We start from the raw sequence: 15,533 nt of genomic DNA, 5'->3' as shown, positions 1-15,533 counted from the left end.
AATGCCAAACGCCGCCAGGGATTCGGCGGTTCCACCCACCCACTCACAGGCAGGAACCCCATGCCCATCGATCTGGACCTGGACGTGCTACGCACCTTGATCGCCGCCCAGCAACTGGGGGCCATGAACCGTGCGGCCGATAAGGTCGGGCGCTCCCAGTCGGCCGTCAGCCAGCAGATTCAGAAGCTGGAGCACCGCATCGGCCAACCGCTGTTTCGCAAGCAAGGTCGCGGACGTGTACTCACTGAAGCCGGGGAAATTTTGCTGGCCTACGCCCGACGCATGATTGACCTGAATGACGAAGCCGTCACCGTGATCAGCGGCATCAAAGTCAAAGGCGTGGTGCGTTTCGGTTTTTCCGGAGACTTGGTCCACACCTGGCTGCCCCTCGCGTTGCAGCAATTCAAATGCTGCTACCCGAACATCCGCATCGAAGCCACGGTAGACCGCAACGCCGCGCTGACCGAGCGCCTGGAAAAGGGCCAGCTCGATCTGAGCGTGTTGCTCAGTGGCAAGGTCAGCGTGGAAGCCCAGGTGTTGTCCACCGTGCCGATGGCGTGGATCGGCCGCCCCGGCGACCAGTTGAGGGCCGGCGAGCCGGTGCAACTGGCGGTGCTGGAAGCGCCGTGTTTCTTCCGCACGGCGGCGATCAATGCGCTGGATGAAGCGGGTATTCCTTGGGAAATCGCCTTTACCACCGCCAACGTGTCCGGCTTATGGGCGGCGGTCAATGCCGGCCTGGGCATCACCCTGCGCACGCAGATGAGTGCACCCCAGGGCCTGGAGGCCATCCGTGCCAGCCAAGCCCTGCCAGCGCTGCCTCCCGTGCATGTGTTCCTCAGCTCAGCCGGGCGCGCCTTGACCCCAGCCGCGACGTGCCTGAAAGACGTGCTGATGCAGACGCTTCACTCACTCTCCAGCACAAACTCGTAATACGCGCGCTTGAACGGTAACGGCATCCCGACCTGGGCGGACAGTGCATCCTGCTCCTCACGGTCTTCATAGACCACTTGCAACGACGGCTTGACCCCAAACACCGCATCCGAGCCCAGGTACGGGTCACCCTCGGTGAACAGGTGCGTCACCAGACGCGTGTAACCCGGGCGTTCCAGCACGAAATGCACATGCCCCGGCCGCCAGGCCAGGCGCTGGGCGGCGTCGAGCATACGCCCCACCGGCCCGTCGGTCGGCACCGGGTAGCACACGGGCAAAATGGTACGAATCGCGAAATCGCCGTTGGCGTCGGTACGGTAGCGGCCGCGCAGGTTGCCAGTGGGTTGGTCGACATCCTGCCCGGAATACATGCCATTGCTGGCGGTCTGCCAAACATCCAGCACCACATCGGCCACGGGTTGGCCGTGAGTATCCAGCACACGCCCGTGGATCAACGTGGCGTCGCCCGGCGTGAGCGCCATGTTTTCACCAAAGGCCCGGTCCGGCATGCCGTCGATATAGAACGGCCCGAACACCGTGGTTTCGGTGCCGTTGGCGACTTGGCGGTGGTTGATCTCATCCACCAGCATCGACAGCCCCAGGGTGTCCGACAGCAGGATGAATTCCTGGCGGACAAACCCGTCGCACATATGGCCGGTATCGGTCAGGAAGCGAATGCCCTCCCACCATTCCTCCTCGGTCAGTTCCACCTCGTCGGCAAACGCGTGCAGGTGGCGCACCAGGCTTTGCATGACCTGTTTGAAACGCGGGTCGGGCGCGTTTTCGAAGCTCTTGAGGGCTTGTTGGGTGATCGATGACATGGTGTGCACGCTCCGAGGCGATGACGGTTACTGATGGAACGCCTCGGTGCGCGCCTTTATTCCATGAAACCTGCTACAGCATCGGCGTACTGCTCACCACCCGCAGCGCCAGGCCCTCATAGGCATCCAGGGTGATGGTGAAATCCCCTTCGGCAGTCAGGTCGCCCTCGACCCGTTCATTGATGATGTCCACCACCGGCCCAGGCGCAATGTCGGGCAGGTGCAAGGTTTCGGTGATGGGTGTCGCGCCAAAGTTGAGCGCGGTGATTTGCGTGCCCTTCCCGGCCGGCAGTTCGTGGACCATCACCAGCAAGCCGGGGTGCTCCACATCAGGTACCAGGATCTGGCGGCTGGCGGCGATGTCATAGGCCCGGCGCACCGCCAGGATTTTCTGCAGCTGCGACGCGAAGGATTCAGGGTCCTGCAACTGGCTGTTCAAGCTGCCATACAAGGTTTTCGAACGCGGCATTTGCCCTGCGGAGAGCACCGCCTCGGGGTTCAGGTCCACCAGGTCATAGGCACCGCGATGAATCCAGCGCGTATCGCCATCGGTCATCAGGTGCGCCACCTCATCCGCCGCCAACGGCAATGCGCCCACCAGGTCCCAACCGGACAAGGCAAACACCCCGGGCTGCATCGCGTTGTACATCACCAACAGCAAATGGATCTGGCGGATTTGCACGATATCGGTGGGCGTGATGGCTTCCAGGTCGCGAATGCCCAGCGCGGCGGTGATGATACTGGCGGTGGTGCAGGACACGCCGTTGGTCACGAACTTGAGGTTGTAAGGGGCGTGTTCACCGGCCAGACGCTCGTACATCTGCTCGCGGATATGCTCGCGAAGGCTGTTTCCGGGGAACGTCTGGCCTTGGTAGGGGTAACTGTCGTGGGCGTGCAAAGTCCAGAAGTGCACCAGTTCCAGGGTTAATTCGTCGTGGTTTTGCAGCGCATGGATCAGCGAGCCGGGGTCGATACCCTGGCTGTGCATCTCGCGCAGCATCAGGCGCAGGAACTCGGTGTCGCCCATCAACAGCGCATGTTGGTAGGCCGGGCGAGTGATGAAGTCATAGGACAAATCGGCGCCGCCGTGAGACATGGCGGCGATATCGTCGACCGTGAGGTTCAGCTCCTGAAAACTGAAGCCCCCGGCCTTGCGGATCGCACCGCCGAGCAACTGGTTGCCGGTGATCGACAACGGGTGGCTTTCCGACCACGCGGTGCCGTCCAGCTTGCGCTCCACGCCGAGAAAGCCATTGGCATCCAGGCGCAGGATCTTCGCGCCCATCACATCAATGGCGTGCAGGGCATCGCCAATGATCATCTGCTGCGCTGCAAACGAAGGGTCCAGCCAGTTCAGCGACGGCTGGCCCTCCTTGAAATAGTGCAGGTACACCCAGCGACGTGGCTTGCCGTCCACGCCCACCACCACGGGCGTGGCGCTCCAATCGGTTTCCTTCACCCCGGGTTCGAAGAAGATCACGCGCTGGAGCTGGCCGACGATGTAATGCTTGTCGCGCAGCGCATCGACCTGCTGCGGGCTGAGGTTCTGCGCATCGCGCCCCGCCGTGACGTCAGGCAGGAGCGCCCAGTCTTCTTCGCGAATCTCCACCATGTGGTACAGGCCGGGATAGTCTTCATAGGCCATTTCGGCGAGACGGAAGTCGGCGCCCTTGCCGGTGTGGGACGGAATCACGTCGTCGATGATCACCGCGTTGTGCGCAGCGGCCATGCGCGTCAGGGCCTGCAACTGCGCCTCGGTGCCCAATTGCGGGTCGATCTCGAAGCTGATGCGGTCGAAATTGCCGTCGATGGTCGGCGTGTGTTCGGTGCCCGACAGGCCACCGGACTTTTTCAACGGCCCGTTATGAATGCCCTGGATACCAATCTTCGACAACGCCTGCCACAGCGCCTCATCGCCCAGCGCTTCAAGCACCGTGCCGTTCTCGCGAGTGACGATGGACGCCGGGTACGCGGTGAACCACACCGACGACAACGCTGACGCATCCCGTGGCCGCGTCTGCGCATAGGGTTGCTGCCACAACCGGCCCTGCCCCGAATACAGCCGGGCCCGCTGTCGCGCCGCGTGCAGCATCGATTGCTCCACCAGCCAGTTCACATGGTCCTTGTCCGCCGCCGTCATAAGCCTGATACCTGCCGTCGTGAAGGGTTGCTCGTAAGCATAGGAGCGGCAACGGGCGGCATTCGTTGCATTGGATATCCCGGGCAGTCAGGCCAGTTGCCGATACTGCCTTGGCGTAAACCCGGTCAACGCCTTGAACTGGCGGGTGAACGCGCTGTGATCGGTGTAGCCACATTGCAGCGCCACCTCGGTGATCGGCAGCTCGGTATGCAACAGCCGGTGCGCGTGTTCCAGGCGGACTTTCTGGATCATCTGGCGCGGTGTCAGGTGGAACACGCGCTTGCAGTAGCGCTCCAGCTGCGCCACGGAAATCCCGGCGATGCGGGTCAGTTCACCCAGGGTGACGCGGCGGTTGAAGTGCTGGCGGATGTGTTCATCCACCGCCGCCAGACGCTGGTAGGCCGGGTGGGTTTCGCTGGCCGATTGCAGGTCCACCGAAATACCGGCTAAGCCGATGATCTGACCGGCGTGGTTGTACAGCGGCCACTTGTGGGTCAAACACCAGCCAGGTTCGCGGCTGCCGTACAGGTGCAGTTCCAACTGATCTTCGAGCACCAATCCTTCTTCAAGTACACGTCGGTCCTGCTCAGTGTAGCCCGGGCCCAGTTGTGCGGGGAACACGTCGGCGCTGGTCTTGCCCAGCAACGGTTGCAACTGCCGCAGGCCGCAGCGTTGCACCAGGGTACGGTTGGCGAGCACGTAGCGCGCGTCGACATCCTTGATAAAGATCGCCGCGTTGGGGATCACATCCAGCATCGGCAACAGCTGCGCCACCCCGGCCAACAGCTGCTCGATGCTCTGGGGACGATTGGCTCCATCCCCCTGGCAAAGGCTTGCAAACGCGCTCTGCAGCATGACTTTCACTTCCCGATTCTGGCACCGACGCCGAGCAGATTGCCCCATGCCCAGGGCGCTGTCGAGCGCCGGCAATTGTGCCGAATTCGTCATTCCCGCTTGCGTAAAACATCAATCGCCGCCGAGCTGATCGGTTCACGATGTCGCCACTGCATGCCTATCCAATAACTCACAAGAAGGCGCCAACATGTCAGGTCAAGGCAAGTTCAAGAAACAACTTTCACTGATGGACCTCACCTTTATCGGGCTGGGTGCCATCTTCGGTTCGGGCTGGTTATTCGCGGCCAGCCACGTGTCGGCCATCGCAGGCCCGGCAGGGATTTTTTCCTGGTTACTCGGCGGTTTTGCCGTGCTGTTGCTCGGCATTGTCTACTGCGAACTGGGTGCCGCATTGCCCCGAGCCGGTGGTGTGGTGCGCTACCCGGTCTACTCCCACGGCCCGTTGCTGGGCTACCTGATGGGCTTTATCACACTGATCGCGTTTTCAAGCCTGGTGGCGATTGAAGTGGTCGCCTCGCGCCAATACGCAGCGGCGTGGTTCCCCGAGCTGACCAAGGCCGGTTCCAGTGACCCGACCACCCTCGGCTGGCTGGTGCAGTTCGCTCTGCTCTGCCTGTTCTTCGTCCTCAACTACCGTAGCGTGAAGACCTTCGCCATCGCCAACAACCTGGTGAGCGTGTTCAAGTTCATCGTGCCGCTGCTGGTGATTGGCGTGCTGTTCACCTTCTTCAAGCCGGCGAACTTCCAGGTCCACGGTTTTGCGCCGTTCGGTCTGTCGGGGATTGAAATGGCGGTCTCGGCCGGGGGCGTAATCTTCGCCTACCTGGGGCTGACGCCGATCATCTCGGTGGCCAGCGAAGTGAAGAACCCGCAGCGCACCATTCCCATCGCCCTGATCCTGTCGGTACTGCTGTCCACCGCCATCTACGTGCTGCTGCAAACCGCGTTCCTCGGCGGCGTGCCCACCGAAATGCTCGCCAACGGCTGGGCCGGGATCAGCAAGGAACTGGCCCTGCCTTACCGCGACATTGCCCTGGCCCTGGGCGTGGGTTGGTTGGCCTACCTGGTGGTGGCGGATGCGGTGATCTCTCCCAGCGGCTGCGGCAACATCTACATGAACGCCACGCCGCGTGTGGTGTATGGCTGGGCGCAGACCGGCACGTTCTTCAAGATCTTCACGCGTATCGATGAGAAGTCCGGCATCCCGCGCCCGGCGCTGTGGCTGACCTTTGGCCTGTCGGTGTTCTGGACCCTGCCGTTCCCGTCCTGGGAAGCGCTGATCAACGTGGTGTCAGCCGCGCTGATCCTGAGCTACGCCGTGGCCCCGGTCACCGTCGCCGCTCTGCGCCGCAACGCCCCGGGCATGGCGCGGCCGTTCCGGGTCAAGGGCCTGGGTGTGCTCGGGCCGCTGTCGTTCATCATCGCGGCGCTGATCGTGTACTGGTCGGGCTGGAGCACCGTGTCCTGGCTGCTCGGCCTGCAGATCCTGATGTTCGTGGTGTACCTGCTGTGCGCGCGCTGGGTGCCCACTGCCCACCTGAACCTCAAGCAACAAGTGCGCTCGTCGGCCTGGCTGATCGGCTTCTACGCGGTGACCATCCTGCTGTCCAAGCTCGGCAGCTTTGGCGGCATCGGCGTGATCAGCCACCCGTTTGACACGGTGGTCGTCGCGGTCTGCGCCCTGGGCATCTATTACTGGGGCGCCGCCACCGGCGTGCCAGCGCACCTGGTCCTTCTGGAAACCGAAGACGACGAAAGCGAGGCCGTCAGCGAAGCCCCCTACCGCGCACCGCTGTCCCCGGCCACCCATTGATGGAGCGTTTTATGAAACGGTTGCACGTTATCGACTCCCACACCGGCGGCGAACCCACGCGCCTGGTGATGAACGGGTTCCCCGAACTCACCGGCGCGACGATCGCCGACCAACTAGACAACCTGCGCACCCAGCACGATCAATGGCGCCGTGCCTGCCTGCTGGAACCGCGCGGCAATGATGTACTGGTGGGGGCGCTGTACTGCGAACCCGTCACGCCCGGCGCAACCTGCGGGGTGATCTTTTTCAACAACGCCGGTTACCTGGGCATGTGCGGCCACGGCACCCTTGGCCTGGTTGCCTCGTTGCACCACTTGGGGCGCATCACGCCGGGGGATCACACGATTGACACGCCAGTGGGCCCGGTGACTGCCACCCTGCACGCCGACGGCGCCGTGACCCTGCGCAACGTGCCAGCCTACCGCTTTCGCCAGCAGGTGGCGGTCCAGGTTCCGGGCTACGGCGAAGTACTCGGGGATATTGCCTGGGGCGGCAACTGGTTTTTCCTGGTGTCGGAGCACGGCCAGGATTTGGAAATGGGCAACGTCGATGTCCTCACCGACTACACCTGGGCGATGCTCAAGGCCCTGGAAGACCAGGGCATCCACGGGGCGGACGGCGCACTGATCGACCACATCGAACTGTTCGCCGACGACGCCCACGCCAACAGCCGCAACTTCGTGATGTGCCCCGGCAAAGCCTATGACCGCTCACCCTGCGGCACCGGTACCAGCGCCAAACTCGCGTGCCTGGCCGCCGACGGAAAACTGCAGCCGGGTGAGGTGTGGGTACAAGCCAGCATCACCGGCAGCCAATTCGAAGGCCGTTATGAATGGGACGGCGAACACGTGCGCCCCTTCATCACCGGCCGCGCCTACATGACCGCCGACAGCACCCTGCTGATCGACGAGCAAGACCCTTTCGCCTGGGGCATTTGAGCCCCGCCGTCTTTATCTGAACACTGTAAGGAGCAAGAACAATGAGCGACAACATCTTCACCGGCTGCATCCCCGCGCTGATGACCCCGTGCACCGCCGACCGCCAGCCAGACTTCGACGCGTTGGTCGCCAAGGGCCGTGAACTGATCGACATCGGCATGAGCGCCGTGGTGTATTGCGGCTCCATGGGTGACTGGCCATTGCTCACCGAAGCCCAGCGCCAGGAAGGCGTGGCGCGCCTGGTCGCGGCCGGCGTACCGACCATTGTCGGCACCGGTGCGGTCAACAGCCGTGAAGCGGTGGCCCACGCCGCCCATGCCGCCAAGGTCGGTGCCCACGGCTTGATGGTGATTCCTCGCGTGCTGTCCCGAGGTGCTTCGGCGACCGCGCAAAAGGCCCACTTTGCCGCGATCCTCAATGCGGCGCCAAACCTGCCGGCGGTGATCTACAACAGCCCGTACTACGGCTTCGCCACCCGCGCCGACCTGTTCTTCGAACTGCGCCGCGAACACCCCAACCTGATTGGCTTCAAGGAGTTCGGCGGCGGTGCCGACCTGCGTTACGCCGCAGAGAACATCACCTCCCAGGACGATGACGTGACCCTGATGGTCGGTGTCGATACCCAAGTGGTCCACGGTTTCGTCAACTGCAACGCCACCGGTGCCATCACCGGCATCGGCAACGCCCTGCCACGGGAAGTGCTGCACCTGGTGGCGCTGAGCAAAAAAGCCGCCAAGGGCGACGCCAAGGCCCGTCGCCTGGCCCGTGAACTGGAAGCGGCGCTGGCGGTGCTGTCGTCGTTCGACGAAGGCTGCGACCTGGTGCTGTATTACAAGCACTTGATGGTGCTCAACGGCGACCAGGGCTACGCCCTGCATTTCAACGAGACCGACGTACTCAGCGATGCCCAGCGCCGCTATGCCGAGCAGCAATACGCGCTGTTCCGCCAGTGGTACGCCAACTGGTCGGCCGAACAGAACCTAGCCTGACCCTGCGCGCCGCTGTGGTTCTCACAGCGGCCCACCCCTTTTCTTCCAGGACGACCCCATGACTCTGACGGGCAAGATGCTGATCGGTCAGCACTCACTCTCTGGCCATCGCGAAGCGATCCGGGCCATCAACCCCGCCACCGACACACCGCTGGAACCGGCCTACGCCGGTGGCAACGGCGAGCATGTCGCTCAAGCCTGCGCCTTGGCCTGGGCCGCTTTTGACACTTACCGCGAAACCTCCCTGGCGGCACGCGCCACGTTTCTTGAAACCATCGCCGACCGCATCGAGGCCCTGGGCGACGAGTTGATCGAACGCGCCGTGGCCGAAACCGGCCTGCCGCGCCCGCGCATCCTCGGTGAGCGCGGCCGTACCTGCGGCCAACTGCGCACCTTTGCCCGTACCGTGCGCGCCGGTGAATGGCTGGACGTGCGCGTCGACACCGCACAACCCGAGCGCCAGCCCCTGCCCCGTGCAGACCTGCGCCAACGCCATGTACCGCTGGGCCCGGTGGCGGTGTTTGGCGCCAGCAACTTCCCGCTGGCCTTTTCCGTGGCCGGCGGCGATACAGCGTCGGCACTCGCCGCGGGTTGCCCGGTGATCGTCAAGGCCCATGGTGCACACCCGGGTACCAGTGAACTGGTGGGGCGCGCGGTTGCCCAGGCGGTCAATCAGTGCGGGCTGCCAGAGGGTGTGTTTTCGCTGCTGTACGGCTCAGGCCGTGAGGTCGGGATAGCGCTGGTGACTGACCCGCGTATCAAGGCGGTCGGGTTTACCGGTTCGCGCAGCGGCGGCGTTGCCTTGACCCAGGCGGCACAGGCACGGCCGGAGCCGATTCCGGTGTATGCCGAAATGAGTTCGATCAACCCGGTGTACCTGTTTGCTGCGGCACTTGAAGCGCGAGCTGAAAGTTTGGCCCAGGGGTTTGTCGCATCGTTGACCCAAGGCGCCGGGCAGTTTTGCACCAACCCCGGTCTGGTGATTGCCATCGCTGGAAGCGGACTGGATCGCTTCATCGGCGCGGCCGGCGAACAACTCGCACAGTGCACCGCCCAGACCATGCTCACGCCCGGTATCTTCAGCGCTTACCAAGCGGGCGTCGGCAGCTTGGCAGCCCATGCCAACGTTGTCGCCAAGGGCCTTCAAGCCCAGGGGCCGAACCAGGGCCAGGCGCATTTGTTCGTGACCCAGGCCAAGGCGTTTTTGACCAACACACACCTGCAAGCTGAAGTATTCGGCGCGGCTTCGCTGGTGGTGATCTGTGCCGATGAACGTGAAGTGCGCGAGGTTTCCGAGCATTTAGAGGGGCAACTCACGGCCACCTTGCACCTGGATGAGGGTGACCTGCCTTACGCCAAGGCATTGCTCCCGGTGTTGGAGCACAAAGCCGGGCGCTTGCTGGTCAACGGTTGGCCGACGGGGGTGGAAGTGTGTGACGCCATGGTCCACGGCGGACCGTTCCCGGCCACCTCCGACTCGCGCAGTACCTCGGTCGGTACGGCGGCGATCCTGCGGTTCCTGCGCCCGGTGTGCTACCAGGACTTCCCCGACACCCTGCTGCCCGACGCCCTGCAACACGGCAACCCGTTGCTGTTGCGGCGGTTGCTCAACGGCCAGAGAGAGGCCTAGGCCATGCCCGATTCCAACCGCCCAGACATCGCCGTCGTCGGCGCCGGTATCATCGGCGTCGCCTCTGCCCTGCAATTGGCGCGTCAGGGCCTGCGGGTCGTGGTGATAGACCCGCAGGAACCGGGCATGGGCGCGTCCTACGGCAACGCCGGGCACCTGGCGACCGAGCAGGTGTTTCCCATCGCCGACGCGTCGATCCTCAAGCGCCTGCCCGCCATGCTGCTGGACCCCATGGGCCCACTGCGCCTGGACTGGAAGTACCTGCCCCGCGCCCTGCCCTGGTTTGTGCGCCTGCTGCTCAACCTGCGCCCGGCCAGCTACCGGCGTACCGTGGCGGGTATCCGCGCGCTGAACGAAGGCAGCCTGGGTGCCTGGCAACGTGTGCTGGGGTCTATCGGGCGCCCGCAGTTGTTGCGCGAAGACGGCTCGCTGCTGGTGTATGAACGCGCCGACTCCCGTGCCGCCCTTGATGCGGTGCAGGTGCGCATGCAGCAGCAAAACGTGCCGGTGGCCTACTGGTCTGGCGATGCTATCCGTGAAATCGCGCCGCCATTGAGCGAGGGTATTCAAGGCGGGCTGTTCTTCCCCGCCACCGGGCATTTTCTCGACCCGTACCAGGTGGTGTGCGAGCTGGTCAGCGCCGCCAAGGCCGAGGGCGTGCAGTTTCTCAAGCAACGCGTGATGGATGGCCGAGTACACGCCGATGGCGTTTCGTTGGTCTGTGATCAAGGCACCTTCGCGGCCCGCCAGGTGCTGATCGCCTGCGGAGCGCATTCGGCCAAACTCACCGCTGCGTTGACGGGCAAGCACGTACCGCTGGACACCGAACGCGGTTACCACCTGATGCTGCCCCATGAGCATCAACGCCTACCCTTCGCCGTTACGTCGCTTGAGCGCAAGTTCATCATGACGCCCATGGCCGGCGGCTTGCGCCTGGCTGGCACGGTGGAATTCGCCGGGCTGGAACGCCCGGCCAACCTGCAACGCGCCTGGCAACTGCACCGCTTGAGCCAGGGCTTGTTCCGCGACGACCTGAGTACCCACGACGCCACCCCCTGGATGGGCTTTCGGCCCTCCCTGCCGGACTCGCTGCCAATCATCGATCGGGTGTGCGACGGCAAGGTGCTGCTTGCGTTCGGTCATCAGCACCTGGGGTTGACCCAGGCGGCGGTAACGGCGGAAATGATTGGGCAACTCGCTTCAACGGCCCCGACATTCTCAGGCTTGCCTGCACTTGCGCCCTATCAACTGGACAGGTTTTGAGAAGCCCTCAATAGCGCGTCGGCCATCTCCTGGATCTCATCGCGCATGTGCAAGGTATCCAGCCAATGCGTCGGGATACCCGCTACGCCGTAAAAAGCGCCAGCCAGTTGCCCCACAATGGCGGCCGTGGTGTCGGCATCGTTGCCCAGGTTGGCCGCCGCCAACACGGCGTCAGCAAAGCTGTGGGTGTGATGAAAACACCAGAACGCTGCTTCGAGTGCCGCCACCGAATACCCCGAGCCGATGATGTCCTCACGGGGTTTGTCGCGGTACTCACCGCGCGCGATGGCCTCGACTTTTGGCGCGCTCAGTAGGGTTTGAGAGAGGTTTAAAACCTGTTCCTTGGGTAGACCGTCCAAGGCATTTGATAGCGCCTCGGCCAGCAGCCAACAACATTCTATGGCCTCTTGGGCGGCGTGGGTCGTTCGAGAACTTTCCCCACTGTAGAAGCGCACCTTCTCTCGGTCCGGGAAATAGAGCAGCACCACCGGTGCCAAGCGCATCAGCGAACCATTGCCCGCAGAAAACGGGTCGGTAGAGCCCGCAAACGGGTCACCGTCCTCCTGATATTTTGCCAACGCGGTACGCACCGTCAGGCCGATATCAAAACACTCGCCCGTCGAGCTCAAATAGCCCCATGTCCACCAGTTCAGGTAACGCCCCATCTGGTCCGCAGCATCGAAGCCGCCCTTGCGTATCAGGCTCTCGGCGAGGCACAGCGCCATCGACGTATCGTCGGTCCATTGGCCACACTTCAGGTTGAACGGGCCACCGCCCACCATATCCACCAGGGGTTCAAACGAACCCCGGGGCATGAATTCAACGGTGGTGCCCACCGCATCACCGCACGCCAAACCCAGCAAACTCCCGCGATAGCGGTCTACACACGTAACAGACATCAGCATTCCTTGATAAAAAGCCCATCCCGACAAACAGGGGCCATGCTACTTGACCAACCGTTTCTCCTTGGAGGGGCGATATCCGAAATACGCGCTGTAACACTTGCTGAAATGACTCGGCGACACAAACCCGCACGCCACCAGCACGTCCACCTGTGACAGCTCGGTGTGCTGCAACAGCCGCCGCGCCTCGGTCACCCGCAATTCCATGTAATAGCGTTGCGGGGTGGTGCCCAGTTGCTCCTTGAACAGCCGCTCCAACTGACGGCGCGAGCGACCGGCGTAGACCGCCAACTGGTCCAGCTCCAACGGTTCTTCAAGGTTGGAATCCATCAGCTTGACCACTTCACGCAGGGGCGCGCTGACGCAGACGTTTTCGGTGGGTTTGATGCGCCGGTAGCGTGACTCTTCGAAGGACAGAATGTCTTCTATGCCTTCGACCAATGCCTTGCCGTGCAGGCTTTTGATCCAGTCGAGCGCCATATGGAAGGCACCCGAGGGGCTGGAGGCCGTGAGGCGGTCGCGGTCGATCACATAGGGTTCGCTGGTGACCTGGGCCGCCTTGGCTACTTCCGCCAAGGCCGGCCGGTGTTCGGGGTGGATGGCGCAGCGGTAGCCTTGCAGTAACCCGGCGCGGCCAAGGAACCACGAGCCATTCCACAACCCGGCGAGGTTCACGCCGTGTTCGGCGGCGCTGCCCAGCAACTGGTTGAACTCATCACTGGCCTTGAGCTCGGTGCGGAAACCGCCGCAGATCACCAGCAGGTCAAGGTCTTGCAGCACCGCCGGCACAAGGCGCGCATCCGGGCGGATCACCAGGCCCAGGTCGCTGATGACTTCGCCATCGTCCCAGCCGAAGGTGCGTGTGGCGAACAGTTGCGGGCGCAACAGGTTGGCGGTCACCAGGGTGTCGAGGGTCTGGGTGAAGGCCGGCAGGGAGAAATGTTCGAGCAACAAGAAGCCGACGCGGGTGGCCGGCGTCGGCTGTTGCGGGTTTTCGTTCAGGTAGCGCAGGTTCTTGCCTTTCATGCCACCGCTGAATTGGCGTCTTTCCATCGAGGGTTGGCCCACTCTTATTGTTGATGCAGTGGGCGCTATCTTAGAGGATTGGCGAGCCAAAGCGGCTAAATCGTGGCATCCAGTTATCGAGGATCTTCGCGGAGGCCAGGATATGGTGCGCATGCCCGATCAGCAGGCGGCGCGGCACAAAGCCGATGTAGCGTGAATCGGCGCTGTTGTCGCGGTTATCGCCGAGCATGAAGTAGCTGTCGGCCGGCACCACCACCGGGCCGAAGTCCCGTGCAGCACGCACCGCCGGCATGAACTGCACCGTACGCCGGCTACTGCTGGCCAGTTCAGTGAGCTTGATGCCCGGGATGGTTTGCCCCGGCCCCATGGGCTCGCTGATCGCCTGTTCATCCTGATAGGTGGCTGGCACACCGTTGACCCACAGCACCTCGTCCTTCATTTGCAGGGTGTCGCCGGGGATGCCGACGATGCGTTTGATCAGGCGCTCGCCGTCCTTGGGCGAGGAAAACGTCACCACATCGCCGCGTTGCGGGTTGCCCAACTCGGCCAGGGAGATGTCCGTGAGTGGCAGCTTGAGGTCATAGGCCACGCGGTTGACCAACACCACATCGCCTTCCACCAGGGTCGGGCGCATGGAGCCGGAGGGGATCGGGTTCCAGTCGGCCAACGAGGTACGGAAGATGCCGAAGCACAGCCAAAAAATGATCGCGTAACGGTACTTGCTCAGCCAACGTCGCATACATCCTCGCTCTGCATCAATCGGCGTAGAGCAGTGTCTACGCCAGCCACGGTCACTTTTGGCAACAATCATTGCCCGACATGAAGATTACATTAAGGCACAAGGCCTGGCGTGCAATGCACGGTATAAACGGCTGATCTTCATAAAGCCGGTGCTCTGCAAAGCCCTGTGCTGAGCACTCACAGCTCCATCTGATACGGTTTTTTCTTTTGCATCTGCGTCTGTATCGAAATCTGCCCCGGGCGGACAATGGCGTCACTCCCGACACCCGTGTCGAGCGCGGCAGGAATCTCCCCGCCGTCCCCTTCCCTTCGGAGGCCTTATGACCAAGATGGCACTTTTCCTGTTCGGCTTTCTGGTGCTGACCATCGGCATCGGCCTGCTGGCGACCATCTCGCCGGTTTAAGCAGTACTCAGCGGAACGTCACCATTTCGAAATCCGCCGAGGTGCCCGCGGCCTGCGCCGCCAGGTCGCTGATCGCAATTGTGCGCACCTGGACGCCCTCATTCCACGGGTTGGTGTAACTGAGCTGGCCACTCGCCGGGTCGATATGGATGATCGCGAAGGCATGCCCGTCACCTTTGGACCAATCGCCATTCCGCGCCGGTTTGCCGCCGAACACGATAGCCGCCCGGCTGCCGACCCCACTCGCATGGCTCAACAGAAACTGGGTGATGTCCTGGGGCGAACTGTGGGCGTCGGCCAGGCGCTGGTGATCACCGTACTGACCCGCCAGCAGCTCCATGACCTTGTTGGTCGGCAGCGAGCCCTTGGCCGGGTCGAGGTGGAAGTACTGGAACATCGCCCCCACCACCGCCGCCGCGGGCGCGTCGCCCTTGCCATATTGGTCGAGGTCGGCAGCTTGCAGGTGGAACACCGTTGAAGGCGCGCCCGGCAGGCTCACATTGAAGCTGCCGTCCGCATTGAGCGTGACACCGCGTTGCAGGATCTGCGCGCCCATCTGGGTGTTGGAGAACGCCTTGACCACCGAAATGCCCACACAGTCGCCTTCGCTGGTCTGGTTCAGGTGGGTGCCGATCGGCTGGGTGATGGGGTTGCCGGCCAGGGCGGGCTTCCAGGGGCCGGCGTCGATCACGCTGCCCTTGGCATCGCGCTGCAAGGCGCGAATGCTGCCGTCGGCGCTGTAGCTGCCGTCGCTCAGGGAGGCGACGATGTTTTTCACGTCGGTGTTGAGGTTGTCACGCGCTCCGCCATCACGCTGCATCGTCGCCTGGAACGCCTGGGCTGCTGTCGTGATGCGCTGGCGGGTGTCGGCATCAGGCCGGCCGCCGCGGCTGCGGTCAAGCTCGGTGATCAATTGGTGGTACGTGGTTTCAATGGCGCGGATGCCGACGAGGTTATCGGCATGGGCGGCGACGGACGCCGCCATGAGCACAGCAAGGACGAGGGGACGCTTCACGCTCGGGTTTCTCATAGAAGGATTCTGAAGCGATACTTCGAACCCGACGCCCGTTCAATCGCT

General features: G+C 63.2%; 13 protein-coding genes. 6 read left to right on the top strand and 7 right to left on the bottom strand.

Translation table 11 applies throughout. The features are described from left to right. Positions 1–60 precede the first annotated feature (60 nt). Positions 61–933, top strand: coding sequence for a LysR substrate-binding domain-containing protein (locus tag ACVWVP_RS11515; RefSeq protein ID WP_457405929.1), 873 nt, complete (start codon positions 61–63; stop codon positions 931–933). Here ACVWVP_RS11515 and ACVWVP_RS11510 read toward each other — a convergent pair. From ACVWVP_RS11510 to ACVWVP_RS11500, 3 genes are all read right to left on the bottom strand, one after another. Next, positions 906–1,754, bottom strand: coding sequence for a dioxygenase family protein (locus ACVWVP_RS11510; RefSeq protein ID WP_457405926.1), 849 nt, complete (start codon positions 1,752–1,754; stop codon positions 906–908). The two genes, ACVWVP_RS11515 and ACVWVP_RS11510, sit on opposite strands and share 28 nt — an antisense overlap. A gap of 73 nt (positions 1,755–1,827) precedes the next feature. Beyond that, the gene (gene treS / locus ACVWVP_RS11505; RefSeq protein WP_457405924.1) at positions 1,828–3,894 is read right to left on the bottom strand and encodes a maltose alpha-D-glucosyltransferase; all 2,067 of its coding nucleotides are present in this window, start codon (positions 3,892–3,894) and stop codon (positions 1,828–1,830) included. 87 nt (positions 3,895–3,981) lie between these two features. Continuing rightward, positions 3,982–4,749, bottom strand: coding sequence for an AraC family transcriptional regulator (locus ACVWVP_RS11500; RefSeq protein WP_178920811.1), 768 nt, complete (start codon positions 4,747–4,749; stop codon positions 3,982–3,984). 187 nt (positions 4,750–4,936) lie between these two features. On the opposite strand from ACVWVP_RS11500, the gene ACVWVP_RS11495 reads away from it, so the two are divergent. The 5 genes from ACVWVP_RS11495 to ACVWVP_RS11475 are packed head-to-tail and all read left to right on the top strand — an operon-like array spanning position 4,937 to position 11,382. Next, entirely contained in the window at positions 4,937–6,562 is a 1,626-nt protein-coding gene (locus ACVWVP_RS11495) for an APC family permease (RefSeq protein ID WP_457405922.1), read from the top strand. A gap of 11 nt (positions 6,563–6,573) precedes the next feature. After that, entirely contained in the window at positions 6,574–7,500 is a 927-nt protein-coding gene (locus ACVWVP_RS11490) for a 4-hydroxyproline epimerase (RefSeq protein WP_457405919.1), read from the top strand. A 41-nt stretch (positions 7,501–7,541) separates the two neighbouring features. After that, positions 7,542–8,489: a dihydrodipicolinate synthase family protein gene (locus tag ACVWVP_RS11485; protein WP_178920666.1), complete on the top strand. Its 948-nt coding sequence runs from the start codon at positions 7,542–7,544 to the stop codon at positions 8,487–8,489. Positions 8,490–8,547: 58 nt separating this feature from the next. Next, positions 8,548–10,119: an aldehyde dehydrogenase (NADP(+)) gene (locus ACVWVP_RS11480; RefSeq protein WP_457405915.1), complete on the top strand. Its 1,572-nt coding sequence runs from the start codon at positions 8,548–8,550 to the stop codon at positions 10,117–10,119. A gap of 3 nt (positions 10,120–10,122) precedes the next feature. Further along, positions 10,123–11,382, top strand: a complete 1,260-nt coding sequence (locus ACVWVP_RS11475; protein ID WP_457405913.1) for an NAD(P)/FAD-dependent oxidoreductase — start codon at positions 10,123–10,125, stop codon at positions 11,380–11,382. Here ACVWVP_RS11475 and ACVWVP_RS11470 read toward each other — a convergent pair. The 4 genes from ACVWVP_RS11470 to ACVWVP_RS11455 all read right to left on the bottom strand — a co-directional run bounded on the left by ACVWVP_RS11470 (position 11,364) and on the right by ACVWVP_RS11455 (position 15,470). Beyond that, positions 11,364–12,281: an ADP-ribosylglycohydrolase family protein gene (locus tag ACVWVP_RS11470; protein ID WP_457405910.1), complete on the bottom strand. Its 918-nt coding sequence runs from the start codon at positions 12,279–12,281 to the stop codon at positions 11,364–11,366. The genes ACVWVP_RS11475 and ACVWVP_RS11470 overlap by 19 nt on opposite strands. A gap of 45 nt (positions 12,282–12,326) precedes the next feature. Continuing rightward, the gene (locus ACVWVP_RS11465) at positions 12,327–13,310 is read right to left on the bottom strand and encodes a GlxA family transcriptional regulator (protein WP_178920809.1); all 984 of its coding nucleotides are present in this window, start codon (positions 13,308–13,310) and stop codon (positions 12,327–12,329) included. A gap of 70 nt (positions 13,311–13,380) precedes the next feature. Then, the gene (gene lepB / locus ACVWVP_RS11460; RefSeq protein ID WP_178920658.1) at positions 13,381–14,049 is read right to left on the bottom strand and encodes a signal peptidase I; all 669 of its coding nucleotides are present in this window, start codon (positions 14,047–14,049) and stop codon (positions 13,381–13,383) included. A 413-nt stretch (positions 14,050–14,462) separates the two neighbouring features. Then, complete coding sequence (locus ACVWVP_RS11455) at positions 14,463–15,470, bottom strand: hypothetical protein (protein ID WP_259171484.1); 1,008 nt, start codon at positions 15,468–15,470, stop codon at positions 14,463–14,465. Positions 15,471–15,533 lie beyond the last annotated feature (63 nt).

This window comes from Pseudomonas sp. TE24901, assembly GCF_054058375.1.
Note: the sequence above shows the minus strand (reverse complement) of the source record. Positions and strands in the feature narration are given on the sequence as shown.

Coding starts and splice junctions, on each gene's coding strand:
- ACVWVP_RS11515 (WP_457405929.1), top strand. CDS start 61: ATGCCCATCGATCTGGACCTGGACGTGCTACGCACCTTGATCGCCGCC.
- ACVWVP_RS11510 (WP_457405926.1), bottom strand. CDS start 1,754: ATGTCATCGATCACCCAACAAGCCCTCAAGAGCTTCGAAAACGCGCCC.
- treS (WP_457405924.1), bottom strand. CDS start 3,894: ATGACGGCGGCGGACAAGGACCATGTGAACTGGCTGGTGGAGCAATCG.
- ACVWVP_RS11500 (WP_178920811.1), bottom strand. CDS start 4,749: ATGCTGCAGAGCGCGTTTGCAAGCCTTTGCCAGGGGGATGGAGCCAAT.
- ACVWVP_RS11495 (WP_457405922.1), top strand. CDS start 4,937: ATGTCAGGTCAAGGCAAGTTCAAGAAACAACTTTCACTGATGGACCTC.
- ACVWVP_RS11490 (WP_457405919.1), top strand. CDS start 6,574: ATGAAACGGTTGCACGTTATCGACTCCCACACCGGCGGCGAACCCACG.
- ACVWVP_RS11485 (WP_178920666.1), top strand. CDS start 7,542: ATGAGCGACAACATCTTCACCGGCTGCATCCCCGCGCTGATGACCCCG.
- ACVWVP_RS11480 (WP_457405915.1), top strand. CDS start 8,548: ATGACTCTGACGGGCAAGATGCTGATCGGTCAGCACTCACTCTCTGGC.
- ACVWVP_RS11475 (WP_457405913.1), top strand. CDS start 10,123: ATGCCCGATTCCAACCGCCCAGACATCGCCGTCGTCGGCGCCGGTATC.
- ACVWVP_RS11470 (WP_457405910.1), bottom strand. CDS start 12,281: ATGTCTGTTACGTGTGTAGACCGCTATCGCGGGAGTTTGCTGGGTTTG.
- ACVWVP_RS11465 (WP_178920809.1), bottom strand. CDS start 13,310: ATGAAAGGCAAGAACCTGCGCTACCTGAACGAAAACCCGCAACAGCCG.
- lepB (WP_178920658.1), bottom strand. CDS start 14,049: ATGCGACGTTGGCTGAGCAAGTACCGTTACGCGATCATTTTTTGGCTG.